Origin of the sequence: Dactylosporangium sp. CA-233914, assembly GCF_050942935.1 — a bacterium.
Taxonomy (GTDB): Bacteria; Actinomycetota; Actinomycetes; order Mycobacteriales; family Micromonosporaceae; genus Dactylosporangium.
In genome coordinates this window covers 12,356,253-12,382,529 of record NZ_CP192030.1, presented here as the reverse complement: position 1 = coordinate 12,382,529, position 26,277 = coordinate 12,356,253, and the positions used below count along the sequence as shown (strand labels likewise).

The 26,277-nt window shown below is 72.3% G+C and carries 24 protein-coding genes; 8 read left to right on the top strand and 16 right to left on the bottom strand.

Annotated features, from left to right (window positions below):
* Nucleotides 1-22: 22 nt before the first annotated feature.
* The 7 genes from ACQPY0_RS55340 to ACQPY0_RS55310 are packed head-to-tail and all read right to left on the bottom strand — an operon-like array spanning nt 23 to nt 7,325.
* Nucleotides 23-691, bottom strand: coding sequence for an SRPBCC family protein (locus tag ACQPY0_RS55340; protein WP_432980775.1), 669 nt, complete (start codon nt 689-691; stop codon nt 23-25).
* Complete coding sequence (locus ACQPY0_RS55335; RefSeq protein ID WP_432980773.1) at nt 648-1,835, bottom strand: vWA domain-containing protein; 1,188 nt, start codon at nt 1,833-1,835, stop codon at nt 648-650. Before ACQPY0_RS55335 ends, ACQPY0_RS55340 begins: the two co-directional genes overlap by 44 nt.
* On the bottom strand, nt 1,807-2,667 hold the full coding sequence (locus ACQPY0_RS55330) for an AAA family ATPase (protein WP_432980771.1): 861 nt from the start codon (nt 2,665-2,667) through the stop codon (nt 1,807-1,809). Before ACQPY0_RS55330 ends, ACQPY0_RS55335 begins: the two co-directional genes overlap by 29 nt.
* Nucleotides 2,664-3,581 carry an XdhC family protein gene (locus ACQPY0_RS55325; protein ID WP_432980769.1) on the bottom strand — a complete coding sequence of 306 codons (918 nt, stop codon included), beginning with the start codon at nt 3,579-3,581 and terminating at the stop codon, nt 2,664-2,666. The genes ACQPY0_RS55330 and ACQPY0_RS55325 overlap by 4 nt, the downstream gene beginning before the upstream one ends.
* 16 nt (nt 3,582-3,597) lie before the next feature.
* Nucleotides 3,598-5,973 carry an aerobic carbon-monoxide dehydrogenase large subunit gene (locus tag ACQPY0_RS55320; protein ID WP_432980767.1) on the bottom strand — a complete coding sequence of 792 codons (2,376 nt, stop codon included), beginning with the start codon at nt 5,971-5,973 and terminating at the stop codon, nt 3,598-3,600.
* Nucleotides 5,970-6,446, bottom strand: a complete 477-nt coding sequence (locus tag ACQPY0_RS55315; RefSeq protein ID WP_432980765.1) for a (2Fe-2S)-binding protein — start codon at nt 6,444-6,446, stop codon at nt 5,970-5,972. Before ACQPY0_RS55315 ends, ACQPY0_RS55320 begins: the two co-directional genes overlap by 4 nt.
* Before the next feature lie 3 nt (nt 6,447-6,449).
* Nucleotides 6,450-7,325: an FAD binding domain-containing protein gene (locus ACQPY0_RS55310; protein WP_432980763.1), complete on the bottom strand. Its 876-nt coding sequence runs from the start codon at nt 7,323-7,325 to the stop codon at nt 6,450-6,452.
* A 183-nt stretch (nt 7,326-7,508) separates the two neighbouring features.
* On the opposite strand from ACQPY0_RS55310, the gene ACQPY0_RS55305 reads away from it, so the two are divergent.
* Together ACQPY0_RS55305 and ACQPY0_RS55300 are read left to right on the top strand one after the other, a co-directional pair.
* On the top strand, nt 7,509-8,360 hold the full coding sequence (locus tag ACQPY0_RS55305; RefSeq protein ID WP_432980761.1) for a spermidine synthase: 852 nt from the start codon (nt 7,509-7,511) through the stop codon (nt 8,358-8,360).
* Nucleotides 8,361-8,428: 68 nt separating this feature from the next.
* Nucleotides 8,429-9,514: a branched-chain amino acid aminotransferase gene (locus tag ACQPY0_RS55300; protein WP_432980759.1), complete on the top strand. Its 1,086-nt coding sequence runs from the start codon at nt 8,429-8,431 to the stop codon at nt 9,512-9,514.
* Nucleotides 9,515-11,263: 1,749 nt separating this feature from the next.
* Here the strand turns inward: ACQPY0_RS55300 and ACQPY0_RS55295 are convergent.
* The 4 genes from ACQPY0_RS55295 to ACQPY0_RS55280 are packed head-to-tail and all read right to left on the bottom strand — an operon-like array spanning nt 11,264 to nt 15,367.
* The gene (locus ACQPY0_RS55295; RefSeq protein WP_432980757.1) at nt 11,264-13,333 is read right to left on the bottom strand and encodes an ATP-binding protein; all 2,070 of its coding nucleotides are present in this window, start codon (nt 13,331-13,333) and stop codon (nt 11,264-11,266) included.
* A complete protein-coding gene (locus ACQPY0_RS55290) occupies nt 13,330-13,695 on the bottom strand; it encodes a response regulator (RefSeq protein ID WP_432980755.1) in 366 nt (121 codons plus the stop codon). The genes ACQPY0_RS55295 and ACQPY0_RS55290 overlap by 4 nt, the downstream gene beginning before the upstream one ends.
* Nucleotides 13,696-13,748: 53 nt before the next feature.
* Nucleotides 13,749-15,146, bottom strand: a complete 1,398-nt coding sequence (locus ACQPY0_RS55285; RefSeq protein ID WP_432980753.1) for a hypothetical protein — start codon at nt 15,144-15,146, stop codon at nt 13,749-13,751.
* Entirely contained in the window at nt 15,143-15,367 is a 225-nt protein-coding gene (locus ACQPY0_RS55280) for a hypothetical protein (protein WP_432980751.1), read from the bottom strand. Before ACQPY0_RS55280 ends, ACQPY0_RS55285 begins: the two co-directional genes overlap by 4 nt.
* A gap of 170 nt (nt 15,368-15,537) precedes the next feature.
* Here ACQPY0_RS55280 and ACQPY0_RS55275 point away from each other — a divergent pair, with 170 nt between their 5' ends.
* The 5 genes from ACQPY0_RS55275 (at nt 15,538) to ACQPY0_RS55255 (ending at nt 20,407) form a co-directional block, all read left to right on the top strand.
* A complete protein-coding gene (locus tag ACQPY0_RS55275; RefSeq protein ID WP_432980749.1) occupies nt 15,538-16,545 on the top strand; it encodes a coiled-coil domain-containing protein in 1,008 nt (335 codons plus the stop codon).
* 196 nt (nt 16,546-16,741) lie between these two features.
* Nucleotides 16,742-17,728, top strand: a complete 987-nt coding sequence (locus ACQPY0_RS55270; RefSeq protein WP_432980747.1) for a hypothetical protein — start codon at nt 16,742-16,744, stop codon at nt 17,726-17,728.
* Nucleotides 17,729-17,838: 110 nt separating this feature from the next.
* On the top strand, nt 17,839-18,534 hold the full coding sequence (locus ACQPY0_RS55265; protein ID WP_432980745.1) for a hypothetical protein: 696 nt from the start codon (nt 17,839-17,841) through the stop codon (nt 18,532-18,534).
* 60 nt (nt 18,535-18,594) lie between these two features.
* Nucleotides 18,595-19,983, top strand: a complete 1,389-nt coding sequence (locus tag ACQPY0_RS55260; protein ID WP_432980743.1) for an MFS transporter — start codon at nt 18,595-18,597, stop codon at nt 19,981-19,983.
* Nucleotides 19,976-20,407: a MarR family winged helix-turn-helix transcriptional regulator gene (locus ACQPY0_RS55255; RefSeq protein WP_432980741.1), complete on the top strand. Its 432-nt coding sequence runs from the start codon at nt 19,976-19,978 to the stop codon at nt 20,405-20,407. The genes ACQPY0_RS55260 and ACQPY0_RS55255 overlap by 8 nt, the downstream gene beginning before the upstream one ends.
* A gap of 669 nt (nt 20,408-21,076) precedes the next feature.
* Here ACQPY0_RS55255 and ACQPY0_RS55250 read toward each other — a convergent pair.
* The 4 genes from ACQPY0_RS55250 to ACQPY0_RS55235 form a co-directional block, all read right to left on the bottom strand.
* Nucleotides 21,077-21,394: a hypothetical protein gene (locus ACQPY0_RS55250; RefSeq protein ID WP_432980739.1), complete on the bottom strand. Its 318-nt coding sequence runs from the start codon at nt 21,392-21,394 to the stop codon at nt 21,077-21,079.
* A 123-nt stretch (nt 21,395-21,517) separates the two neighbouring features.
* Entirely contained in the window at nt 21,518-21,646 is a 129-nt protein-coding gene (locus tag ACQPY0_RS55245; protein WP_432980736.1) for a hypothetical protein, read from the bottom strand.
* 1,102 nt (nt 21,647-22,748) lie between these two features.
* Nucleotides 22,749-23,003, bottom strand: a complete 255-nt coding sequence (locus tag ACQPY0_RS55240; protein WP_432980733.1) for a hypothetical protein — start codon at nt 23,001-23,003, stop codon at nt 22,749-22,751.
* Nucleotides 23,004-23,173: 170 nt separating this feature from the next.
* On the bottom strand, nt 23,174-25,150 hold the full coding sequence (locus ACQPY0_RS55235; RefSeq protein WP_432980730.1) for a CHASE3 domain-containing protein: 1,977 nt from the start codon (nt 25,148-25,150) through the stop codon (nt 23,174-23,176).
* Nucleotides 25,151-25,192: 42 nt separating this feature from the next.
* Between ACQPY0_RS55235 and ACQPY0_RS55230 the strand changes: the two genes are divergently transcribed.
* Nucleotides 25,193-25,885, top strand: a complete 693-nt coding sequence (locus ACQPY0_RS55230) for a response regulator (protein ID WP_432980727.1) — start codon at nt 25,193-25,195, stop codon at nt 25,883-25,885.
* Here ACQPY0_RS55230 and ACQPY0_RS55225 read toward each other — a convergent pair.
* Nucleotides 25,871-26,230, bottom strand: a complete 360-nt coding sequence (locus tag ACQPY0_RS55225) for a response regulator (RefSeq protein WP_432980724.1) — start codon at nt 26,228-26,230, stop codon at nt 25,871-25,873. The two genes, ACQPY0_RS55230 and ACQPY0_RS55225, sit on opposite strands and share 15 nt — an antisense overlap.
* Between the last annotated feature and the right edge of the window lie 47 nt (nt 26,231-26,277).

Sequence of the window (26,277 nt, the reverse complement as noted above, 5' to 3'; positions counted from 1 at the left end):
TCTTCCCTTGCGGGACGAGCGCTCAGACCAGCCAGACGACCAGCGCGACGACGGCCGCGACCACGAGCACGACGGGGATCGCCAGCTTCACGAGCGTCGCGGTCCCCGCCACCTTCGTGAGGTCGACGGCCTCCACCTCAGGGGCGGTCTTCAGCGGTACCGCCGGTGCCTGCGCCGGCACCGCGACGTCCGCAGCGGACGCTTCAACCTCCGCCGGGGGCTCGGCCGCGGCCGGTGCCGTGGACTCCTCGGCGGCGAGCTGCTGCTCGAGGTTCTCCACGAATTGGGTCAGCAGGCGGGTGCTGATGTCGGCGATCGTGCTGCGCCCCATCTGCGCCAGCGGCCCGGCGATGTTCAGGTCGGTCTCGACCCGAACCCTGGTGCTGGCGCCCTCGGGCGCGAGCACCGCCGTCACCAGCGCGGACGCGCGGCCCTTGCCGCTCGCGTCGCGCCCCTTCGCCTCGATGACGGCGCGGTGCGCGGCCTCGTCGCGCTCCTTGAACACGGCGGTGCCGGAGAACTGGGCGGTCATCGGGCCGACCTTGACCTTGACCTTGCCCTGGTACTCGTCGCCGGTGACGCCGGTGAGCTGCGCGCCCGGCATGCAGGGCGCGATCCGCTCGATGTCGGTCAGGACGGCCCAGGTCTCATCGACCGGGCGGGCGACGACGAACTCGTTGGTGAGCAGCATGGGTGGGGGTACCTCCGGTGAGGGCGTCGAGGAGCGGGGCGACGGCGGTCAGCGAGTGCCCGCTGACCACGGCGTCGCAGTGGGGCCAGGCCGCCGCCATGCCGCCGACCAGCGGCTGGTAGCGCGGGCTCTGGGTCCGGGGGTTGACCCAGACGATGCGGTGGGCGAGGCGGCGCAGGCGGGCCATCTCGGCGCCGACCTGGGCGGGGTCGCCGGTCTCCCAGCCGTCGGAGACGATGAGCACGACCGCGCCCCGGGCCAGGCCGCGGCGGCCGTGGTCGTCGTTGAAGCGCTTGAGCGCGGCGCCGATGCGCGTCCCGCTCGCCCAGTCCGGGGCCGCCTGCCCGGCCCGCCGCAGGGCCACCGCCGGGCGGGTGCGGCGGGCCAGCGCGCGGGTGAGGCGGGTCAGGCGCGTCGCGAACGTGAACACCTCGGCGCGGGAGGCACCGGCCGCGCAGTACAGCAGCTGGATCATCGCTCTTGCGTAGGGCTCCATCGAGCCCGAGATGTCGCAGAGCACGACGAGGCGCCGCGGCTTCTCCCGCCGGGTCCGGCGGGGCAGGCGCAGCGGCTCGCCCCCTGTGCGCCTGGCCCGGCGCAGTGCGGCCCGCAGGTCGACGAGGCGGCCGTCGGCGGCCGGGCGGAACCGGCGGCTGCGGCGGGGCGGCGTGGCGAACCGCAGCCCGCGCATGAGCTCGGCCAGCCGGGCCAGCTCGTCCTCGGTCAGCGTGGCGAAGTCGCGCGCGGCGAGCCGCTCGGCCGCGCTGCCGGGCGTCCCGACCGGGATATCGTGGACCTTGTCCGATTTGTCGGGCTTCTCCCCGCCGCTCGCGGCGATCGACGGCGTCGACCGTGTGGTGGAGACGGCGCCCTGCGCGTTGAGGTCACCGCGGAACTCGGCCACGTCGCTGTAGCCCCGGAAGATCGCGTCGAAGACGGCGTCCAGGATCTCGAAGTGCGCCGGATCGGACACCAGCGTGGTGCGGGCGCAGCGGTGCAGCTCCTCGACGGTCCGCGGGTCGAGGACGGTGATCGCCCGGGCGAAGCGCTCGGCACGGTCCGGGCCGATGGGCAGGCCCGCGCGGTGCAGCGCCGCCCCGAACGCCGCGACGAGGTCAGCTAAGGACGTCGGCGAGAGCGGCACGGGCCGCCTCCTCGTCCTCGCGATACTTCAGCACCGCGCCGAGGGTGGCGCCCGCCGCCGCCGAGTCCAGCCGCAGGCCGAGCAGCTGCAGGGCATTGGCCCACGAGATCGCCTCGGCCACGCCCGGCGGCTTGACCAGGTCGAGCGAGCGCAGGCGGGACACCGCGCCGGCGACCCGGTCGGCCAGCGGCTCGCCGGCCTCGGGGACGCGGCGGCGGATGATGGCGGCCACGCGCGCCGGGTCCGGGTAGCCGATCCAGTGGTACAGGCAGCGGCGCAGCAGGGCGTCGTGCAGGTCGCGGGTGCGGTTCGAGGTGAGCACCACGATCGGTGGCACGAGCGCGGTGCGGGTGCCGAGCTCCGGGATGGTGACCGAGCCCTCGGCGAGCAGCTCGAACAGGAACGCCTCGAACTCGTCGTCGGCGCGGTCGACCTCGTCGATGAGCAGGACCGCCGGGCGCGGACCCGGGTGCTCGATCGCGGCCAGCAGCGGCCGGCGCAGGAGGTACTCGGGCGCGAAGAGGTCGGCCTCGCGCGGGGTCTCGCCGCGCGCCTCGGCCAGGCGGATGCCGAGCAGCTGGCGCGGGTAGTTCCACTCGTACAGCGCCTCGGCGGCCGACAGCCCCTCGTAGCACTGCAGCCGGATCAGCGGCGTGTCCAGCGCCGCCGCGAGCGCGGCCGCCGCGGCGGTCTTGCCGACGCCGGGCTCGCCCTCCAGCAGGATCGGCTGGTGCATCCGCAGGGCCAGGAACAGCGCGGTGCCCAGGGCGGCGTCGGTGAGGTACCCCTGCCGCTCGAGGCCCTCGACCAGCGTGTCGACGGTGTCGATCACAGGTATCGGGCCGGGTCGTCGGCGAAGGCGCGGCGGCAGCCGGTGCCGCAGAAGTAGTACACGGTGCCCTCGTGCTGATAATGCAGCGCGTCCGGCACGATCGCCACATCCATGTTGCAGACGGGATCCTTCGCCGTCTGCACGGTGGTCTTCTTCTCCAGCAGCGGCAGCATGATCCGCCCGGGCGGCGGGGCGGTCTGGCGGGGCCGGTTCGAGACGATCTCGGCCAGCACCGACAGCGCGATCTCGGGCGCCGTGCGCGCGCCGATGTCCAGGCCGGCCGGGGCGTGGATCGTGCCCCGCTCGGCGTCGGTGAGCGCGAGTTCGGCGAGCACCGCCGTGGCGCGTCTGCGGCTGGCGACGAGGGCGACGTACGGAATGCGGGCCTTGACGGCGGCGGTGAGGATCTCGGCCTCGTCGCGCCCGTGCGAGGCGACCACGACCGCGCTCGCGTCCAGCGGGATCGGCGTCTGTGAGTCCGGGGCGCGGAACCCCTCCCAGCCCACGGCCCGGGCCACGTCGGCCAGGGCGCGGGCGACGGGCGCCTCGCCGTAGACGAAGACCAGCGGCGCGGGGATCATCGCCTCCAGGAAGATTTCGAGGGTACCGCCGGAAAGGCACGGATTCGCGACCGTCAGCAGCCCCTCCGCGCCCGGCCGCGGGTCCGGCCCCTCGTCGTCGGGCGTGATGCGCAGCAGCGTCGACTCGCCCGTCTCCAGCAGCCGCAGCCCCTGGAGACGGACGGTCGACTCGGCGCAGGTCCCGCCGACGAACCCCTCGATCGTGCCGTCCGGCAGCACCAGGGCGCGGTCCCCGGCCTTGGCGCTGGTGGGTCGTTCGGCGCGTACGACCGTCGCCAGGACGAACGGGGTGCGGCCTTCGCGCAGCTGGTCGGCGCGAACCGAGAGGTTCATGGTGGGAATCCTTAGCTCAGCTGATCGCGAGGTCGGTGCGGATGGGGTTGCCCTGCACGGCCCGCCAGACGTTCGACGGGGTCAGGGGCATGTCCGCGTGCCGGACCCCGAAGGGCTTGATCGCGTCGAGCACGGCGTTGACCACCGCGGCCGGGGAGCCGACCGTGGCGGACTCGCCGACGCCCTTGGCGCCGATCGGGTGGTGCGGCGACGGGGTGACGGTCTCGCCGAGCTCCCACGAGGGGCACTCCAGCGCCGTGGGCAGCAGGTAGTCCATGAGCGAGGCGCCGAGGTGGTTGCCGTCCTCGTCGAACGCCATGAGCTGCATGAGTGCCATGCCGATACCGTCCGCGAGCCCGCCGTGCACCTGGCCCTCGACGATCATCGGGTTGATCCGCACGCCGCAGTCGTCCACGGCGATGAACCGGCGCACCTTGACCTGGCCGGTGGCCGCGTCGACGTCGACGACGCAGATGTAGGCGCCGAACGGGTACGTCAGGTTCGGCGGGTTGTAGACCGTGGTCGCGTCCAGGTGCCCCTCGACGCCCTCGGGCAGCTCGAGGCTGGAGTGGGCGGCCATGGCGATCTCCTGGATCGTCCTGCCCTGGTCCGGGTCGCCCTTGACGAAGAAGCGGCCCTTCTCCCAGTCGAGGTCGTCCGGGGACACCTCCAGCATCGCCGAGGCGACGATCCGGGCCCGGTCGCGCACCTTGCGGGCGACGATCGCCGTGGCCGCGCCGGAGACCGGGGTCGAGCGGGAGCCGTACGTGCCGAGGCCGAACGGTGTCTGGTCGGTGTCGCCGTGCACCACCTCGATGTCGTCGGGCGAGATGCCCAGCTCCTCGGCGACGATCTGGGCGAACGTCGTCTCGTGGCCCTGGCCCTGGGTCTGCACCGACAGCCGCAGCACCGCCTTGCCGGTCGGGTGGACCCGCAGCTCGGCGCCGTCGGCCATGCCCAGTCCGAGGATGTCCATGTGCTTGCGCGGGCCGGCGCCCACACCCTCGGTGAAGAAGCTGATGCCGATGCCCATGTACTCGCCGCGCTCGCGCTTCTCCGCCTGCTCCTGGCGCAGCTTTTCGTACCCGACCATGTCCATGGCCAGCCGCAGCGCCTTGGGGTAGTCGCCCGAGTCGTACTCCCAGCCGGTGGGCGTGGTGTACGGGAACTGCTCGGGCTTGAGCAGGTTCTTCATCCGCAGCTCGGCCGGGTCCATCTTCAGCTCGTACGCCAGCACGTCGATCATGCGCTCGACGAGGTAGACGGCCTCGGTGATGCGGAAGGAGCAGGCGTACGCCACGCCGCCGGGCGCCTTGTTGGTGTAGACGCCCGTGACGTCGCAGGAGGCCGCCTCCAGGTCGTAGGACCCGGTGAAGATGTGGAAGAAGCCGGCCGGGAACTTCGTCGGCTGCGCGGTGCCGTTGAAGGCGCCGTGGTCGGCGAGCACCTTGACCCGCAGCGCGCGGATCTTGCCGTCCCTGGTCGCCGCGATCTCGCCGTGCATGTGGTAGTCACGGGCGAACGCGGTGGACGTCAGGTGCTCGTTGCGGTCCTCCATCCACTTGACCGGCTTGCCCGTGACGATCGAGCCGACGATCGCCAGCACGTAGCCGGGGTAGATGCCGACCTTGCCGCCGAAGCCGCCGCCGATGTCGGGCGAGATCACTCGGATCTTGTGCTCGGGCAGCCCGGCGACGAGCGCGTAGACGGTCCGGTGGGCGTGCGGGGCCTGCGTGGTCGAGTAGATCGTCAGCTTGCCGCTGACCTTGTCGAAGTCCGCGACGGCGCCGCAGGTCTCCAGCGGGGAGGGGTGCACGCGCGGGTACAGCACGTCCTCGGCCACCACGACCTCGCTGTCGGCGAAGACCGCGTCGGTCTGCTCCTTGTCGCCGGCGCTCCAGTCGAAGATGTGGTTGTCGGTCTTGCCCTCCTTGTCGTCCCGGATGACCGGGGCGCCCGGGGCGAGGGCCTGCTTGGCGTCGGCGACGACCGGCAGCGGTTCGTAGTCGACCTCGATGAGCTCCAGGGCGTCGCGGGCGATGTAGTGGCTCTCGGCCACCACGAACGCGACCTCCTGGTTCTGGAAGCGCACCTTGTCGGTGGCGAGGACCGCCTGGGTGTCGTACGACAGGGTCGGCATCCAGGCGAGCTTGAGCCCCTCCAGCGTCGCGCCGGTGATGACCGCCTTGACGCCGGGCAGTGCCTCGGCGGCGCTGGTGTCGATCGAGAGGATCTTCGCGTGGGCGTACGGGCTGCGCAGGAACGCCCCGTGCAGCATGCCGGGCAGCTGGACGTCGTCGACGTAGTTGCCCTTGCCCCGCACGAACCGCGCGTCCTCCTTGCGGTGCATGCGGCCGAAGCCCATCGGCGTCGGGTTCTCCGTCACGGTCATGCCTGCGCCGCCTCCTTCTCGTGCTCGGCCGCCCAGCGCACCGACCGGACGATGTTCTCGTATCCGGTGCAGCGGCAGAGCTGGCCGGAGATGGCCTCGCGGATCTCGCCCTCGGACGGGTCCGGGTTCTTGTCCAGCAGCGCGCGGGCGGTGATCAGCATGCCCGGGGTGCAGAACCCGCACTGCAGGCCGTGGCACTGCACGAAGCCCTGCTGCACCGGGTCGAGCCCGTCCGGGCGCTCCAGGCCCTCGACGGTGCCGACCCGCTTGCCGTCGGCCATGACCGCCAGCACGGTGCACGACTTCACCGGCACGTCGTCCAGCGTCACGGTGCACACGCCGCAGTTGGAGGTGTCGCATCCCCAGTGCGTACCGGTGAGGCCGAGCTCGTTGCGCAGGAAGTGCACCAGCAGCAGCCGGGGCTCCACGTCGCGGGTGTGGTGTTCGCCGTTCACCGTCACGGTGATCTGCATGATCTACGCCTCCCGCCCCCGCGCGCGGGCCGCCGCGGCGCGCAGCGCGCGCACGGTGAGCTCCCCGGCGAGGTGCCGCTTGTAGTCGACCGGTCCGCGCTGGTCCGCGACCGGGTTGGTGTGCTCGGCAGCGATCCGCCCCGCCTCGGCGAACGTCTCCTCGGTGGCCGGTTCGCCGGTGAGGTACGCCTCCGCCTCGGCCGCCCGGAAGTGCTCGGCGCCGACCGCGGCCAGCCCGATGCCGGCCCGCCGGACGGTGTCGCCGTCGAGCCAGACCGCGGCGCCCGCGGCGGCGACCGCCCAGTCGCCGACCCGGCGCTCCACCTTGAGATACGCCGAGCCGCCGCCGGGCCGGATCGGCACCCGGATCTCGGTGAGCAGCTCGCCGGGCTCGACGACGGTCTCGTAGGGCCCGACGTGGAACTCGGTGAGTGGCACGGTCCGCGACCCCCGCGGACCCTGGATCACCACCGAGGCGTCGACGGCGGCGAACGCGGCGGAGAGGTCCTCGGCCGGGTCCGCCTGGCACAGCGACCCGCCGACGGTGCCGCGGTTGCGCACCAGCGGGTCGGCGATCACCTTCTCGGCGTCGGCGAAGATCCGGTAGTGCTCCTCGACCAGCGGCGAGGCGAGCAGCTCGGCATGGCGGGTGAGCGCGCCGATGCGCAGCTCGCCGCCCTCGACCCGGATGTAGGACAGCTCGGTCACGTCGTTGATGTCGATCAGCGCGGTCGGCCGGGCCAGGCGCAGCTTCATCATCGGGATGAGGCTGTGGCCGCCGGCGATCACGCGGGCATCCTCACCCCACTGCGCCAGCAGCTGCAGGGTCTGATCGACGCTCGCGGCCTTCGCGTATTCGAATGCGGCGGGTACTTGCATCGCGCCTCCGGTCTTCCAGATTCGGACGTTCGGGATTCAGGCGTTCGGGTTCCAGCCAACCAGCATCGTCGTCCTTGGGTTGATTTCGGACAACCCGTGGCTGTGTAGTTTCCTCGTATACGCAGCGTGGTTCTCGTTGCCCGGGCGCGGGTGCCGGGCGCTGGAAGTTGCAAGATTGCGGGCGTGGGCGGACGCAAGCGGGTGACCGGGAAGGTCGAACAGGTCGACGGGGGCGTCGCCGAGCTGTGCCCGGACGACGGCCGCCCGGGGCGGTGGACGCTGCTGCTCGACGGCTATCCACAGTCCGCGCTCGACTTGGACGATCCGCGGCGGCTGGACTTCGAGTACATGCGCCGCATCGCCTCCGTCGTCGACGAGATGGCCCCGGCCGGCGCGCCGCTGTCGGTGCTGCACCTCGGCGGCGGCGCGCTCACGCTGCCGCGTTACGTCGCCGCCACGCGCCCTGGCTCCGCACAGCGGGTCGTCGAGCTCGACGCTTCGCTCATCGCGTTCGTACGCCGTGAGCTTCCCCTCCCGCGCGGCGCCGACATCCGCGTGCGCGCCGCCGACGCCCGCGCCGCCGTCGAGTCCTCGGCCCCGGGCCGCTTCGACCTGATCGTCGCCGACGTCTACGGCGGCGCCCGCGTCCCCGCCCACCTCGCGTCGCTGGAGTTCCTGACCGCGGCGGCCCGGCTGCTGCGCCCCGGCGGGCTCTACGTCGCCAACCTGGCCGACGGCTCGGGCCTGGCGTTCGCGCGCGGCCAGGTCGCGACGCTGCGGCGGGTCTACGGCGAGGTCGTGCTCCTGGCCGAGCCCGCCGTCCTGCGCGGCCGCCGCTTCGGCAACGTGATCCTGGTGGCCGCCGCCGAGCCGGGCCGCATCCCGCAGGCCCCGCTGGCCCGTGCTGCCGCCGGGGACCCGTTCCCGGCCCGCCTGGTCGCCGGCGACGACCTGACCGACCTGGTCGCCGGCGCCCGGGTGGTCACCGACGTCACGGCGACCTCGTCCCCGCCCCCGCCGGCCAATTTGTTCTGAGTGGTTATTACCGACCAGTCCCCGGGATTGAGCTTAGCGATCGTTCAGGAAACGCTTAGGGTTCCGGAATGCTCGAGTTCGACATTGTTCCCGCCGAGCGGCGCCCGGCCGAGGAGCGCGCGGCGCTGCTCGCCGATCCCGGGTTCGGCCGCATCTTCACCGACCACATGGTCACGATCCGCTACGGCGCGAACAAGGGGTGGTATGACGCGCGCCTGATCCCCTTCGGCCCGCTGTCGCTGTCGCCGGCCACCGCGGCGCTGCACTACAGCCAGGAGATCTTCGAGGGGATGAAGGCGTATGCGCTGCCGGACGGGCAGATCGGCCTCTTCCGCCCCGAGGCCAACGCCCGCCGCCTGAACGCGACCGCCGACCGCCTGGCGATGCCGCAGATGCCGGAGGAGCTGTTCCTGCGCGCGATCCGGACGCTGGTCGAGGCCGACCGGGACTGGGTGCCGACCGGCGAGGGCCAGAGCCTCTACCTCCGCCCGTTCATGTTCGCCACGGACCCGTTCCTGGGCGTGCGGCCGTCCCTGGAGTACCTTTTCGCCGTCATCGCCTCTCCCTCCGGCTCCTACTTCGCCGGCGGCGCGAAGCCGGTCACGGTCTGGGTGTCGCATGATTACTCGCGGGCGGCACCGGGCGGGACGGGCGCGGTGAAGGCCGCCGCCAACTACGCGGTGGGCCTGCTCGCCCAGGCCCAGGCCCAGGACGCCGGCTGCGACCAGGTGGTCTTCCTGGACGCGGTCGAGCACCGCTGGATCGAAGAGTTCGGGAACATGAACGTCTTCTTCGTGTACTCCCGCGACGGCGCCCCGCTGCTGGTCACGCCCCCGCTGAACGGATCGATCCTGCCGGGCGTCACGCGCGACTCGGTGCTGACGCTGGCCCGCCACAACGGCTGGGCGGTGCAGGAGCGCCCATACTCCCTGGACGAGTGGCGCGCGGACGCCCAGTCCGGCACCCTGCGCGAGACGTTCGCCTGCGGCACCGGCGTGGTGATCACGTCGATCGGCCGAGCCCGCACGCGCGACGGCGAGTTCACGATCGGCGACGGCGTGGAAGGCCCGACGACCTCGGCAATCCGCTCCCAGATCGTTGGCATCCAACGCGGCCTGTCCGAAGACCCGTTCGGCTGGTCCCACCGCGCCTGACCACCCCTTCCAGCGCGAGGGCGCTGAGTCCGGACACAGTGCTTGTGTCCGGACTCAGCGATGCCGACCCTGCTCATCGGTTTTTGTCGTACCCGGTTCTAGGTTCTACCTATGACTGAGGTGCTGCCCGGGGCCGCCGATTCGCAGTGGCGTAGCCGCTTCGATGCGATGCTGGCCGAGCAGCGCCGTCGTGTGGCTCGCCGCCGTGCGGTTCGTGCCGAGTTCGCTGAGGCCCGCCGTCGTGGTTTGGAGGCGCGTCATGCGGAGCGCTTGGCCCGTCTGGACATGGAGGCCCGCACCGCCGAGATCACCGCGCACTGGGCCGAACAGGACGCCCGAGCCGCCCGCCGCCGTTCTTTGGCGGCCCAGCCCAACCCCGGCCGTCCATCGCCCCAGCCCAACCCCGGCCGTCCACCGACCCAGCCCAACCCGGGCCAGCGACCGCCAGCCCAGTCCGACTCCGGCGGTCCGGTGAGTCAGTCCAACGCCCGCCGTCCGCCAACCCGGTCCGAATCCCGTGGTCCGGTGACTCAGCCCAATCCGGGTTGTCCGTCAGCTCGGTCCGAATCCGGCGGTCCGGTGGCTCAGTCCAATCCGGGTTGTCCGCCAGTTCGGCCCGAATCCTGCCGTCCGGCCGCCCAGTCCAAATCCGGCGGTCCGGTGACTCAGTCCGACCCCCGCCGTCTGGCTGCCCAGCCCAACCCGCGCTCCGATCCGTCCGTGCCCACCCTGCCCGGACCGTCTCGCCCTCACGACCCTGCCACCCCACTGGCGCCGCCCGCGCCGCCGACATCTCGTACGCAGCCGCCCAGGCCACCGTCGCCGCCGGCATCCCGCGCACCATCGCCAGAGCCTTCGCCGGAACGGTCGGCAAGGTCTTCGCCGTCGCCGCGTTCCCAGCCCGCACCGACGTCACCCCGCCCCCGACCGGTCCATTCACCGCATTCCCGGCCTGTCCAGCCGCCGCGCTGTCGATCCGTCGCGGCACCACCACCACAGCGGCCAGACCCTTGCGGTGGCGACGCTGCGTCACCACCGCCGCAACGGCCGGGCCGTTCCAGCGACGCCGCGCCACCGCACACCTTCCCGGCATCCGCCACCGGTCGGCCCACCGCCCCACCGGCGCATCCCTTGCCGCCGCCGAGCCCCGCTGCGGCCCGGCCGCCACGTGCTTCACCCAGGCCGCGTCCAGCCCGTCATCCGCGCGCCCAAACCCACCGGCCGTGGCCTTGGGCCATTAGACGGCCTGGAGGCGGTCGCTGGGCGCACGGCTCGACAAGATCCCCGTGGCTGACGATGCCTGGCTGGTTGCTCCCCGCGATCGCGGCCTCGGGTGACAGAGGTCGAGCAGGAGCGGGAGCACGGTCACCACCGACGTGACCGTGGTGTTGCCACCGGGCGGAGCCGAGGCTCCGCTGTTGCCCTGGTTGCCGAACCGGCCACCCGGGACACCGACCGACGCGAGCCCAGACCATGCCGCACGGCGTGAACAGCCGCGAACGCGGGCGCACTGGCGGGCGGGCATGCGACGCAGGGACCCGTTTGTCGAACTCCACGCGGCGACGCGCCCAGCGGGCATGCGAACGCACGGACCGGTTTGTCGAACTCCGCGCCGCGACGCGCCCGAGTTGGCCGCGCTCGAAGTATTCGGCCGGCACTTGGTTCAGTGCAGGCGATCGGGTGGTTGGTTGGGTGCCCCATTGGGTTGTGGGTTCTGGCGTGGTGGATCAGTTGACGCGGGGTCCCGAGCTATCGGCGCGCCGCCGGCTCGGGGTGCTGGTTCGTCGCCCGTGGTCGAGTGTCCGGCGGTGGGGCGGCCGCGGGCAGGGTGAAGGTGAAGCGCGACCCGCCGCCTGGGTTGTCCGTCGCGGCGATTGTGCCGCCGTGGCGTTCCACGATTCGCTTGCAGATCGCCAGGCCCAGGCCGGTGCCGGCGTAGCCGCTGGAGCGGTGGGCCCGGTGGAAGTTGGTGAAGATCGCGTCGTGGTGGCCGGCCGGGATGCCGATGCCGTTGTCGGCCAGCTCCACGCGGACCAGGCCGTCGTCGTCGATCGAGGAGGCGATGGCGATCCGCGGGACGGTGCCCGGGGCCGTGTACTTCACCGCGTTCCCGACCAGGTTGTCCAGCAGTTGCCGCAGGAGTACGGGATCGGCCCGCACGTTGTGCAGGTGGCCCAGTGTGAACTGCGGCGGTGGCGTCCCGGCCGCGGCGGACAGGTCGGTGCGGGCGTTCGTCACGTCGGCGACCAGCTCGCGCAGGGGCAGGTCGGCGGGGGCGATCGCGGCGTTGCGGGCGGTTGTGTACGCCAGCAGGTCGTTGATCAGGTGCCGCATCCGGCCCGAGGCGCGGGTGATTCGGACCAGGCTGTCGCCGGCCTCGCCGACGGCCGGGTCGTCGGCCGGCATCGCGCGCAGGATGTCGCCGAGGTTCTCGGCCCAGCCGTCGATCGTGGTCAGCGGGTTGAGCAGGTCGTGGGCGACGACGCCGGCGAAGGACGAGAGCTCGTCGCGGTGGCGGCGCTCGGCGGTGACGTCGTGGAAGACCACCACCGCGCCGCCCTCGTCGGTGCCGTCGGCCGGCAGCCGGGTGGCGCTGACGCTGAGGATTCTCCCCTCGGGCACGCCGGAGTTGCGCAGCAGCACCTCCTGGCCGCGCACGTCCCGGCCGGCGAGCGCCTGAACGTGCGCCATCTCGGACTCCGGCAGCGGGGTCCCGTCGGGGTGCAGGAGGCCGTAGTGCTCGGGGCGCGCGACGGTACGGCTGCCGCTGGTGACGCCTCCCATCAGCGCGACCGCCGCCGGGTTGCGCATGATCCAGCGGCCGTCCGGGCGGATCACCGACACGCCGTCGCTCATCGAGTTGACGATCGTGGTCAGCAGCCGGGCCTGGGCGGCCGCCTCGCGCCCGGCGGCCGTGAGCCGGTCCAGCAACTCGGCGCGCTCGTCGCGGCCCAGCGCGATCGCGAGCCCCACGACCGCCACCATGCCGACGAACGCCTGCGCGACCATGGCCCGGGTCGGGTGGGAGTCGATGGCGGCGAAGGGGCCGTCGCGGTGCAGGGTGAACAGGATCGCGATCGCGCCGAGGGCCAGGCCGTGGACGACCACGAACGTGGTGTGCAGGCGCAGGGCCGCCCAGACGGTGACGGCGAGCAGCGGAAAGGCGAGCGGCAGTTGCCCGGCGCCGAACGCGATGCCGTACGCCGCGAGCGAGCACACCACCAGCGCCGCGTACTCCACCCGCCGCACCGGGCTCGCAGGCCGCGCCGGCCATCCCCTGGCCCGGTGGTGGCGCAGCCGCATCCCGACGGCGCCGATCAGCAGGATGCTCACCGTGTTGCGCAGCAGCCACACGAGCCCGTCCGACCAGCGGAACTGCCCGGTGGTGAGCCACACCGCGGTGGGGCCGGCGAGCGCGCCGGCCGCGGCGCCGGCGACGGTCGCCACGAGCAGGCGCCACAGGTCGGCGGAGCGGGACAGCGGATCGTCGCCGCCCGCGCCCCACGGTTGCGGGCTCAGCCGATGGTGTACCCGCAGAAAGACGGCGACCTGGGCCAGGTTCGCGACCACGAACCAGCAGGCGAGCGCGAAGGAGGCTCCGGTGTTCATGTTCACGGCGACCGTGATTACGGCCAGCGCCACCGGGTCGGCCCAGCGCAGGCGGGCCTTGCGCTGGGTGGCGAACCACACGATCGACACGCCCGCCGCCGGCCAGACCAGGCTCAGGCCGCTGCCGTCCATGATGGTCTTGCGGCCGGCGAGCGTCGCCAGGAGGTACACCGCCGCCCAGGCCGCCGTCCGCAGCAGCGATGCGGTCATCCGGCGCCCCGCAGGGCCTGCTCCAGCCCGGAGCGCAGCGCCTCCGCGGTGAAGGGCTTGCGGACGTACAGCGCGCCGGTCCGCTGCGCGCGCACGGCCACCTCGCCGTCCCACAGCACGGTGAGGAACATGGCCGGCAGGTCGGCCCGGTGCCGGCGCAGCCGCTCGAGCAGTTCGATGCCGTCCATGCCGGGCAGGTCGACGTCGAGGATCGCCGCCTCGGGCAGCCCGTGCCGGGCCACCGCGGCGAGCGCGGCGGCTCCGTCCCCGGCGGCGATGACGTCGTGCCCGTCGGCCCGCAGCCGTTTGACGATCAGGTCGCGAACGTCCGGCTCGTCGTCCACCACGAGCAACCGGGCCATGGGTCGGCACCTCCCGCCTCTCCGACCACCCATCGGCAGCCGGACGGCGAGAATTACCCCTTGGCGGGCATGATCCCTTGCAGGTGGCGGCCGTTCACGGACCCGCGTCGGCCCGCGTCGGCCTCGCCTTTCCAGGTGCGCACGTAGTTGGAGGCGGTGAGCCGCTCCACGTCGTCGAGGTCGAGCAGGTCGCCCACCAGCGTGGTCAGGGCGACCACGTCGCGGCGGTCGTTCGGCGGGACGTGGTCGTGCAGCACCTGGTACACCTGATTGCGCAGCGACCCCTCCCGGATCAGCGGCGGCGGGGTCAGCGTCGGCTCCTCGGCGATCTCCAGCACCTCGCCGGCCTCGTGGGTCACCGGCGCGGTCCGGCTCCGCGAGCGCCGCGGCGCCGCGGTCGGCGGCAGGATGCCCTCCAGGTCCGCGCGCAGCCCGCCCAGCGGCGAGGCCGGCACGGCCGGCTCGGGCGGGCTCACCTCGGCCGCAGCCTCGGCGGCCCGGGCCACGGCCTCGCGCGCCGCCCGCCGCTCGTCCTCCTCGCGCCGCTCGCGCTGCACCCGCTCCCGGGCCCGCAGCTCCTCGCCGACATCGGCGGCGGTCGGCAGCGCGTGCTGCTCGTCGGTGTCCAGAACCGGCAGCGGCTCGGGCTGCGGGGCGGCCGGAGGCGAGGGCGGGGGCGGGCCCGCCACCGCAGCCAGGCGCGCCGGGGCCAGGTCGGCGGCGATGAGGGAGGTCAGGCCGTCGTAGTCGGCGCCGTCGGCGAGGCGGACCGCGATCTCGTCGAGGTCGTACACGGCGACGGCGATGTCCGCGGTCGTCGGGTCGACCGCCGAGCGGATCTTGCGGTGCAGCACCTTGGCGATCGCGGCGGTGCGCTGCTCCTTGCGCTTCTCGGCCTTCGCGGCGGCGATGGAGGAGTAGAGCCCGAGCGAGGAGTCGGCCTTGGCGAGGTTCTTGGCGCGCAGCGTGAGCCACGGGTGGCGGACCCAGTGCCCGACCACCTCGTAGGCGGGAGTCGTCGGCGGCAGGTCGCCCTTGGCCCGCAGCCGGTCGCGGCGCTGGTTCTCGGTGTGCATCAGCCAGACGAGGTACCCCAGGGCGGACATCCCCGCGAAGAATCCGGCGAGCAGCTTGTTGTCGTGCGCCATCCAGTTGAACGCGACCGCGAACGCGGCGATGGCGGCCGACAGGATGCGGGAGGCGACCGCGCGCTCGCCGAGCCGGCGGCGCACGTCGGCGTTGGCCAGGACCACGATGCCGCCCAGCTCCAGCGCGCCGACCGCCGGGATCGCCCAGATGGTCGGGATGCCGAGGGCCTCGACCGCCCCGGAGACCTGGCCGGCGAGGGCGACGAGCAGGACCACGATGTAGAAGAGCTGCCGCATGTACGAGGTGCGCTTGACCGTCTTCTGCAGATCGGCGTCGAGCTGGTTGATGCCCGGCGTGCTCACCGGCTTCTCCCGTCGTCGTTCTTCTGGGACACCGGATAGCCCCTCGCTGCCAGGAACTCGGCCAGCGCGAGGTCCACGGAGCTCTGCACCGTGGTGTTGTGGTCGACGACGAACCGCTGCAGGGTCTGCTCGATCTCGACCCGGACCCGGGTGTTGAGCTGTACCCGCTCGAACCGCGGCCGCTGTGGCGGCATCGCCACCGTCTTGTCTGTCGCTTCCAACGCCACTCCCGCTAGCCGAATGCTAGCCGGGACGCTAGCAAAGCATCCGTCGATGACCGAATCCAACACGCCGGACACGTGTTCGAACGAATTCGCCTAACGTTGGGTAGTCACCCGGGAGCGTTTCTCGCTGCTGCGCCGGGCCGTTCGGGTTCGGTACGCTCACCGTCATGCGGCGCCGGGTGCTCATGGTGATGACCGCGGCGCTCATGCTGATCGGTGCGTGGGCCGTCCCCGCGTCCGGCGCGCCCGGCGATCCGACCGCGGCCCCGAACGAGGGTTCGGACACGACCCTCGGCGACAAGCTCGATGCCGCCAACACCGCGTGGCTGCAGGCTCAGGCCGTGCTGGACGCCTCCAAGAAGCGCCAGGCCGAGCTCGCCCAGCAGGTGGACGCGATGCAGAAGGAGCTCGAGCCCGTGCGCGCGAGCGTCAACGTCATCGCCGCCGCGGTCTACCGCACCGGCGGAAACGTCCGCCTCACCGCCGCGCTCGTCAACACCGACTCCCCCGAGCAGTTCATGGATCGAGTGCTGCTGGTCAATACGATCGCGCAGTACAACGACCGGCAGATCGCTCGTCTGACGAAGCTCGAGAAGGACCTCGCGGACGCGAAGAAGGCGGCCGACGACGAGGTCGCCAAGCAGCAGGCGCAGGCCGAGATCCAGGCCAAGAAGAAGGCGGACGCGGAAGCCGCCCTGGCCAAGATGAAGGGCAGGGCGGACGGCTACGTCAGCGTGAACTCGCCGCTGGCCACCCCCGCCCCGCGCAACGGCGACGGCAGCTGGCCGAAAGAGAACTGCATCATCGACGACCCGACCACGACGGGCTGCATCACCCCGCGCATGCTGCACTCGGCGCAGGAGGCCCGCAAGGCCGGCTTCACGCACTTCTATTCGTGTTTCCGTCCCTCCGGCCCGTACGAGCATCCGAAGGGCCGCGCCTGTGACTTCGCCGCGGCCTCGGACGGCTTCGGTGGGGTGGCGAGCGGCAATGACAAGACGTACGGCACGAATCTGGCCGCGTTCTTCGTCAAGAACGCCTCCTCGCTGGGCGTGCTGTACGTCATCTGGTTCCGGCAGGTCTGGACGCCGGCGGCGGGCTGGCACGCGTACAGCGGCGGCAATGGCGATCCCTCCAGCGACCACACGAACCACGTCCACCTCTCGGTGATTTAGCCCGATAAGTCGGGCGCTCCGCGCCATGACTTATCGGATTTATACCCTGCCGGGGGATAAGTCCGTTATGTCGGGCCTGTGGCTCCCTCGGCGTGGTAGGCGTCGCACTGCAAAGCGAACGTTCATTCTTGACGCGCGGCCGGGTGTGACGCCATGCTCAAAAAGAGCGAACGAACGTTCTTTTTAGGAGACGACGATGGCCAACGGATCGCCGTGGGGGAAGGTCGCGGGGATCGTCCTGCTGCTGACCGCCCTGCTCAGCCTCATCATGGTCGCGTTCGCCTGGCCCGCGACGCGGTCCAGCCTGCACGACATCCCGCTCGCCGTGGCCGGGCCGCCGCAGGCCGCCGCGCAGGTGGTGAGCCAGCTCGAAAGCAAGCGGGCCGGGGCGTTCGACGTCACCGTGGTCGGGGACACCGCCGCCGCGGAGCGGATGATCAAAGACCGCAAGGTGTACGGCGCGATCGATCTCACCACCGGCAAGCCGCAGGTGATCATCGCCTCGGCGGCCAGCCCGGCGATCGCGCAGGCCTTGCAGCAGCTCGCACAGGGGCTGGGGCCGGCGGACGCGGGGCCGGCGGTGCGGGATCTCGTGCCGCTGCCGCAGGACGACCCGCGCGGGGCCGGGCTCGCGGCCGGGGCGTTGCCGCTGGTGCTGGGCGGGATCGCGGCCGCCGGGCTGCTGACCAACCTGATCATCGGCACCGGGCGCCGGGTCGTCGGCGCGATCGCGTTCGCGGTCACGGGAGGGCTCGCGCTCGTGGCGATCCTGCAGTACTGGCTGGGCTCCCTCGAGGGCGACTACTGGACCAACAGCGGGGTCGTCGCGCTGTCCATCGCCGCCACCGCGCTCACGATCCTCGGCCTGGAGGCGCTGTTCGGGGTGGCCGGGCTCGGGCTCGGGGCCGCGGCGATGATGCTGCTGGGCAACCCGCTGTCGGGGCTGGCCAGCGCGCCCGAGATGCTGCCGTCCGGGTGGGGTGCGCTCGGGCAGTACCTCCCGCCGGGGGCGGCCGGGTCGCTCCTGCGCAGCTCCGCGTTCTTCGACGGGGCCGGGTCGGCGCCGCATCTGCTGGTGCTCGGCGGGTGGGCGGTGCTCGGGCTGATCCTGGCCGGGATCGCCGGGCTGCGGAAGTCCCGCGGCGCCGGGCGGGTGGCCGAACCGGAGCTCGTGGCCGCCTGAACGCTCACAGGCTGTTGCCAAGCTGCGCGCGGCCGGGTGCCAGGCTGCGCCGGGATTGTCGCTCATGAGCGGCTCCCCGGAGCGGGCCGCCGGACGCAGGGAGCCAACGCATGAGCAGCCAGACCGACCAGCAGCCCGCCGCCCCCGTCTGGGCGCAGCCCCAGCCGGGACCGAGCGCCGCGCCGGCCTCGCCCGTGAACCCGGGGCCGTCCGCATCGTCGGCCTCGCCCGCGAACCTGGGACCGTCCGCCGCGCCGGCCAGATCGTCCTCGAAGATCAAGACGATCGTCGTCGGGGTCGTGGCCGCGCTGGTCATCGGCGGCGGCGGGTTCGCGGTCGTCAAGGCCGCGAGCGGGGATTCCTCCTCGACCTCGCAGCAGGCCGGGCCCGGCGGCACGGGCGGCTTCGGCGGGAACGGGCCGGGCGGCCCCGGCGGGTTCGGCGGCGGCATGGGCGGCAACGGCCTGTCCGGCGCGCTCCACGGGGACTTCACGGCCTCGGACGGCAACGGCGGGTACACCACGAAGCGCCTCCAGACCGGAACCGTCACGGAGATCAGCACCACGTCGATCACCGCCAAGAGCGCGGACGGGCACGCGACGACGTTCGTCATCGGCTCGTCCACGACCGTCGACAACGGCAACGACCAGGTGTCGGACATCAAGACCGGCGACACCGTGACCGTCGTCGGCGCCGTGGACGGCTCGACGGCCACCGCGACCACCATCACCGACACCACGCTGAACCAGGCCAGCGGTCAGAACGGCCAGCCGGACGGCAACGGCGGGCAGCCGCCGGCGAACTGACAAGTGATCTGCGCCCCAGATGGTTGGCGTCGGCCGTATGATTGTACGAATATAATAATTATGGTCGTACAATCACGCAGCCGGCGCCTGCTCATTCTGGGCATCTGCTGCATGAGCCTGCTGATCGTCGGGCTCGACAACACGATCGTGAACATCGCGGTGCCGGCGATCGGGCGAGACCTGGACGCGCCGCTGTCCGGCCTGCAGTGGACGATCGACGCGTACACCCTCGTCCTGGCCAGCCTACTGCTCATGGCCGGGTCCACCGCCGACCGCATCGGGCGCCGCCGCACCTTCCAGACCGGCCTGATCGTCTTCGCCGTCGGGTCGCTGCTGTGCGGGCTCGCGCCGTCGCTGGGCTGGCTGATCGCGTTCCGCGTGCTGCAGGCGATCGGCGGCTCGATGCTCAACCCGGTCGCCATGTCCATCATCACCAACGTCTTCACCGACCGCCGCGAGCGCGCGCAGGCCATCGGCGTGTGGGCCGGTGTGATCGGCATCAGCATGGCGCTCGGCCCGGTCGTCGGCGGCCTGCTGGTCCAGACCGTCGGCTGGCGCACGATCTTCTGGATCAACGTGCCGATCGGCATCGCCGCGGTCGTCCTGACCGCACTGTTCGTGCCCGAGTCCCGGGCCGAGCGGCCCCGCCGGGTCGACGTCCCCGGTCAGATCATCGTTCTGGTACTGCTGGCCAGCGCGACCTTCGCCATCATCGAGCACGAGCCCGTGGCCGGCGCCGTCGCCCTGGTCGCGCTGGCCGCCCTGCTGCTGGTCGAGCCGCGCCGGCCGCAGCCGCTGATCGACGTCAGACTGTTCCGCAGCCCGCCGTTCGCCGGCGCCACCTCGATCGCCGTGTGCTCGTTCAGCGCGCTGGCGGGGTTCCTGCTGCTCAACACGCTGTACCTGCAGGACGTACGCGGTCTCTCCCCGCTCCACGCCGGCCTGCTCACCCTGCCCATCGCCGCGATCACCCTGGTCCTCGGCCCGGTGTCGGGCCGCCTGGTCGGCGGTGCGGGCCCGCGCCCGTCCCTGCTCGTCGGCGGCGCCGGCATCATGGTCAGCGGCCTGCTGCTGACCCCGCTCGCGCCGGACACCCCGCTGCTGTGGGTCGTCGCCGCGTACGTCTCGTTCGGCATCGGCTTCGCCATGGTCAACCCGCCGATCACCGTCGCCGCCGTCTCCGGCCTGCCGATGGCCCAGGCCGGCGTGGCGGCCGCGTTCGCCTCGACGAGCCGCCAGTTCGGCTCAGTGCTGGGCATCGCGGTCCTCGGCGCCGTGATCACCACCGGCCTGCACGGCCGCCCGATGCCCGACGGCTTCACCCCGGCCAGCCACGCGGGCTGGTGGATCATCGCTGGCTGCGGCGCCGCGATCCTGCTCATCGGTACGCTCACCACCGGCCGCTGGGCGACCAGCCGACAACCCGATGCGGAGCTCGTCGATGCCTGACCCCGACCACGCCGTGCTGGCCGCCGCCGTCTGGCGCGCGATGTCGGCCCTGATCCATGAGCGCAACGACCGCCGCAAGGAGGTCTGCGAGGCGCTGGACCTGAGCTTTGTGCGGATCAAGGCCCTGCGCCGGCTGGCCGGCGAACCGATGACGATGCGCGAGCTGGCGACCCGCCTGCAGACGGACGCGCCGTACACCACCCTGGTCGTGGACGATCTGGAGAAACGAGGCCTCGTACGCCGCGAGCCCCACCCCTCCGACCGCCGCGCCAAGCTGGTGACCGTCACCGATTTGGGCCGCACAGAGGCAGCACGAGCCGAGCGGATCCTGAGCCAGCCCCCGCCCCAGATGCTGGCCCTCGACCCCACGGACCTGCAGCAACTCGCCCGCCTGATCGCCAAACTGGACAATCCCGACAACTGATCCGTCGACGGCCCCGCCAAGCCGGTTGGGCCGCCTGTTTTCCCTGGTCGCCGGGTTTTGTCGTACCCCTGTTCTAGGTTGTCCTTGTGGGTGAGGTGTTGACCGGGGTCGCCGATTCGGAGTGGCATAGCCGCTTCGATGCGATGCTGGCCGAGAGCCGTCGTCGTGTGGCTCGTCGTCGTGCGGTGCGTGCCGAGTTCGCTGAGGCTCGCCGTCGTGGTTTGGAGGCGCGTCATGCCGAGCGTCTGGCTCGTCTGGACGCCGAGGCCCGCACCGCCGAGATCAGCGCTCATTGGGCCGAACAGGACGCCCGAGCCGCCCGCCGCCGTTCTTTGGCGCCCCAGCCGGACTCCCGCCGTCCGCCAACCCAGTCCAATTCCGGCGGCCCGGTGACCCAGGTCGACTCCCACCGTCCGGCCACCCAGCCCAATCCCCACCGCCCGTCGACTCAGCCCGACCCGGCTTGCCTGCCAGTCGAGTCCGGTTCCCGCCGTCTGTCGGCTCAGTCCGATCTGGGTTGTCCGCCTGTCGAGTCCGGTTCCCGCCGTCTGGCCGCTCAGCCCGGCTCTCGCCGTCTGTCGGCTCAGTCCGATCTGGGTCGTCCGCCGGCCCAGCCCGGTTCCCGCCGTCCGGCCGCCCAGCCCAACCCCCGTTCCGATCCGCCCGCCCTCACCCCGACCGGACCGTCTCGCCCGCACGACCTTGCCGCCCCACCGCCGCAGCCCCCGCCCCCGCCGACGTCTCGTGCGCAGTCGCCGAGGCCACCGTCGTCGCCGACGTTTCGTGCACCATCACTAGAGCCTTCGCCGTCGCGGCGTTCTCACCCTGCACCGACGTCACCGCGCCCCCGACCCGTCCAGCCGTCGTACTGTCGATCCGCAGCGTCACCACCATCGGCGCGCCGGCCAGGCTGCAACTGCTGCGACATTGCGTCGACACCACCGCCGCACCGGCCAGGCCGTTGCGACGACGCTGCGTCGCCGCCACAGCAACGACCGAGCCGTCCCCGCGACACTGCGCCACCGCCCACCTTCCTGGCCCAGGCACCCGTCACCTGTCGGCCCGCCCCCGCACCGGCGCTTCTCTCGCCACCGCTGGGTCCCGCCGCGGTCAGACCGTCATGTGCTTCTCCTGGGCCGCGTCGACCTCGTCATCCGCGTCCCGAGTCTCGCCGGCCGTGGCCTTGGACCACCGGACGGCGTGAAAGCAGTCGCTGGACGTGCGGCACGACATCACCATGGCCGACGACGCTGGGTTTGTCGTTTCCCGTGTTTGGCGCCTTGGGCGGTAGGGGTCGGGTGGGAGCGCGGTCGCCGCCGGCGTGACCGTGGTGTCGTCGCCGGGCGGGGTCGAGGCTCTGCTGTTGCCCTGGTTGTCGAGCCGGTCGCCGGGTGTCGCCGGCCGATGTGAGCCCGGACCATGCTGAGCGGCGTGAACTGGCGCGACGCGGGCGCGCGGGCGAGCGCATGCAAGGAGGCTGTTTGCCGAACTCCAAGACGCGATGCGAAGCGGCTGGGGGTAAGCATTGAGAGAGGTCGACGGCAGGTCAAGATCACGGCTCGTCGCGGCGGCGCCTCGGCACTTTGATCTGCCCCGCCGTGGGTGCACGGCGGGGCAGGTAGGCGGGGCGATTTGAGCAGTGTCAGCGGCGTCGTGCGACCTGGATGACGGAGCGGCCTCAGCATGCGTTGTGACGTTTGGGCGCACTGGGCTGCGGCGGATGCCGGGTGATGCGGTGGGGAGGGGTGGTTTGGCGCGCGTCGGGCTTTCGGCGGCGACGGGCGGGGCCTTGGCGGGCGCTGGGCGTTCCGGCGACGACGGGCGTTCCGGCGGTGATGGGCTGCGGCGGACGCCGGGCGATACGGAAGACGAGGGGTCGTCGCGGCAGGCACTGGGGCGTTTCGGAGGCGACGGGCGGGGCCTTTGGCGGGCGCTGTTCAGTGCTGGCGGGCGGTCGCGGCGGGCGCCAAGGCGTTTCGGCGGCGACGGGCGGGGTCTTGGCGGGCGCTGTTCAGCGTCGGCGGGCGGTCGCGGTGGGCGCTGGGATGTTGCGGAGGCGACGGGCGGGCGCTGGGCGATTCAGTGCTGGCGGGCGGTCTCCGGCAGGCGCTAAGGCGTTTCGGAGGCGATAGGGCCTTGGTGGGTGCCGGACGGTGGGGGGAGGGTGGGTTTGGTGCGAGTCGGGTGACTCGGCAGTTACGAGTCGTGGCGCGACGCGCGCTGGTGTTTTGGCGGTGGCGGGTGGGGTGGCGCGCGTCGGGGCGGTGCGGGGGCGGCACGGCGGGCTCGGCGGGGCCGGGCGGTGCGGTGCCGACGGGTGGCCTCGGCGCGCGTCGGGTGGTCAGGCGGCTACGGCCTCGGCCGGAGCGAGAGTACGTTGGCAGACGGCGCGGGCCCACTGGATTCGGTCCAGGGCCACCTCTGGGCGGTCGCCGAAGACCTCGGCCGCGCGAGCGTAGCACTCGTTCGGGCCGAAGCGCTCCAGCGTCGCGTCGACCGTGGCGCGGACGGTTGCGGCGTCGGGGTCGGAGTAGCACGGGGTGTCGGAGACGAACAGCGCCATGCACTTCACTGGGTCTACCAGGCACGTTGTCATGGGGATCACCTGTTCAAGGGGGCGTGTTGACTGTTCAACCGTGCCTCCGGACGGGTGTCCGTTGCGTCGGCGCCAGCGGGGTTTTACGGCTGCGGGTTTCCCGACCCGGCTATACCGGCTGGCTGCCATCGGGGGCTCAACGCGCCTCACCCTCCGGTAGGAGGACGCGGTCAGAGCGTGGCGCTCGGTGGGGAGGACGCCGTTGTGGGAGGTCGGGGCCCTGGGACGGGGCCGGTCACGGGGGACTCGGGCTCCGTGGAGGTCGGTGTGAGGGGGACGGTGATGGACAGGCGCGTGCCGGCGCCGGAACGGCTGGCGATCTGCATGGTGCCGCCCAGCGCCGCCACGCGGTCGCCCAGGCCGGTCAGGCCCGTGCCCGTGCCGGGGTCGGCGCCGCCCACGCCGTCGTCCTCGACGGACAGGTTCAGGTGGTCGTCGACGATCTCGCCGCTGACCGAGATTACCGTGCCGTGCGCGTGGCGGATGGCGTTGGTGAGGGCCTCGGCGACCACGTAGTACACGCCGATCTCGACATTGGTGTTGAGCCGCTCCGGCAGGCGCAGGTGCAGCTCCACCGGGACCGGGGAGCGGCGGGCCAGCGACTTGATCGCCGGGGTGAGGCCGCCCTCCGAGAGGATCGACGGGTGGATGCCGCGGGCCAGCTCGCGCAGCTCGTCGATGGCCGCGGACAGGTCGCTGCCGATGGTGTGGATGCGGTCCTGCAGGCCGTCGCCGGCCTGGGGCTCGGTGGCGCGCAGGGCCAGCAGCAGGGCGATCAGGCGCTGCTGGGTGCCGTCGTGCAGGTCGCGCTCGATGCGGCGGCGGCTCTCGTCGGTGGCGGCGACGACGCGGGCGCGGGAGGCGGTGAGGTCGGCGCGGGCCTGGGAGTTGGCGATGGCGCTCGCCACCAGCTCGGTGAACTCGGCCGCGCGTTCGGCGTCGTGCTGCTCCAGGGGCTGGGCGCAGGTGGAGAGGGCCTTCAGGGCGCCCCAGGTGCGGCCGGCGACGAGGACGGGGGCGCCGATCGCGGAGCGGATCGAGGTGTCGCCGAACTCCTGCTGCAGGAAGTCGGCGCTGCGCGACCCGGCCAGGCGGATCGGGCGGCCCGAGCGCAGGACCTGCCCGGCGATGCCCTCGTGGGCCAGCTTCACCTTGCCCAGGGAGATGCGGTGCGTCGGGTCCTGGCTCCAGCTGGCCACGACCGTGCCGTCGCCGTCCGGGTCGAAGCGCAGCAGCACCGCCGCGTCGGCGCCGAAGAGCTTGCCCGCCTCCTCGGTCACCGCGGCGAAGACCTCCTCTGCGGGTTTGCCGCGGGCCGCGACCGTCGCCACCCGGCGCAGCGCCGCCTGCTCGGCCGCCACCGCCGCCAGCATCACCCGGCCCCGGTCGAGGGCGGCGACCATCGCGTTGAAGGTGCGCTGCAGGACGCCGACCTCCGCCGGGCCGGCCGTCGGGACGCGGGCGGTCAGGTCGCCGCCGGCGACCCGGTCGGCGGCCAGGACCATGCGGTGCAGCGGGCGTACGACCATGACGTTCAGCGACCGCATCAGCAGCGCGACGGCGGTCAGCGCGACCGCGAAGCCGGCGATGCTCGCCGCCAGGGCCTGCTGGCCGGCGCGGTCGGCCTCGCCGTGCAGGCGGTCGACGCGCGTGCGCTGGGCGGTGATGAACTCGTCGAACTCGGCACGCAGGGCGGCGATGTGCTTCTGCCCGGCCCTGATGGACTGCGGGTCGATGTTGGCGGGCTCGCCGGCCTCGTCGTCGGCGATCGCGGGGTCGGCGTAGTTGTCGATGTACGCCGTGACGTCGTTGTTGAGCCGCGTGACCCGCGCCGCCTGGGCTCGATCGCTCGCGACCGACGAGGCCAGGTCCTGCTGGCGCAATGGGATCTGCTGCTGGGCCTGGATCCACGGTTCCAGCAGCGCCTGGTCGTGGGTGAGGGCGTAGCCGCGCCGGCCCGCCTCGACGTCGAGGACCAGCCGCTCCAGGGTGTTGCTGGCCGAGACCGCCTGCTCGGCGTTGGTGGCGACCGTGACGGAGGAGCTCAGCTCGTACACGGAAATGAGGATCGCCGCGAATGCCGTGCTGATCATCACGGTGAACAGCACACTGATCACCGCCAGGCGGACCGTCAACCCCCCGCGCATGAGGAGGTGTCTACCCCGACTCGCGGGGATATGTTGGGTTTAATGTCATTCGAGACGAGTGCGGCGCTGCGTCGTTCGGTGGTGATCGCGGACGACGATGTGCTGCTGCGTGAGGGGCTCGCGAGCCTGCTCGACCGGCACGGGTTCACCGTGACCGGGCTGGCGGACGACGGCGCCCACCTGCTCGATCTGGTCGAGAAGACCGCGCCGGACATGGCCGTGGTCGACATTCGCATGCCCCCAACCAATACCACCGAGGGCCTGGCCGCGGCACGGGAGATCCGCCAGCGCTTCCCGAAGGTGGCGATCCTGGTGCTGTCGGCCTACGTGGAGGTCGAGCACGCCATCGAGTTGCTGGCGAGCGGGGAGCGCATCGGCTACCTGCTCAAGAGCCGTGTCACCGACGTCGACGACTTCGTGGAGACCCTGCACCGGATCAACGACGGCGGCACGGTCGTCGACCCCGCCGTGGTCCAGGAGCTCGTCGCCGCGCACCGCCGCCGCGACCCGCTCGACGTGCTGAGCCCCCGGGAGCGTGAGGTGCTCGCGCTCATGGCCGAGGGGCGCTCCAACGCCGGCGTGGCCAAGGCGCTGTGGGTCACTGAGGGCACGGTCGAGAAGCACGTCCGGTCGATTCTGACCAAGCTCGACCTGCCGGAGACGGACGAGACGCACCGGCGGGTGCTCGCGGTGCTCACGTTCCTGGAGGCGGCGTCGTCCTCAGCAGGGGCGTGAGGCACCGTCGAGAAGGTAGCTGATCGCTGTGCCCGAGAGTTGGTCCTTGGGTAGGTAGCCGATCGCGGGGCTTCCGGCGAGCAGTTCGGCCAGGTCTTCCGGGGCGAGGCTGGAGACCATGATGACCGGGCTGCGCTGGATTCGGGCCGCCAGGTCGAAGCCGCTTTCCGCGCCGAGGCCGACATCCACGAGTACGACATCTGGATGTTCTTGCTCCACAGCGCGAATGGCCTGACAGCTGTCCGCCGCGGTCGCGACCACCGTGATGCCCTCGGCTGTCAACAGCCGCCGGGCGCTGGTCCGGAACCGCTCCGAGTCGTCGACGATGACGCAGCGGATCGTCATGCAGCAACTCTGGCACGACCGCGGGTGGTGTGGCCTTGGTGGTAACA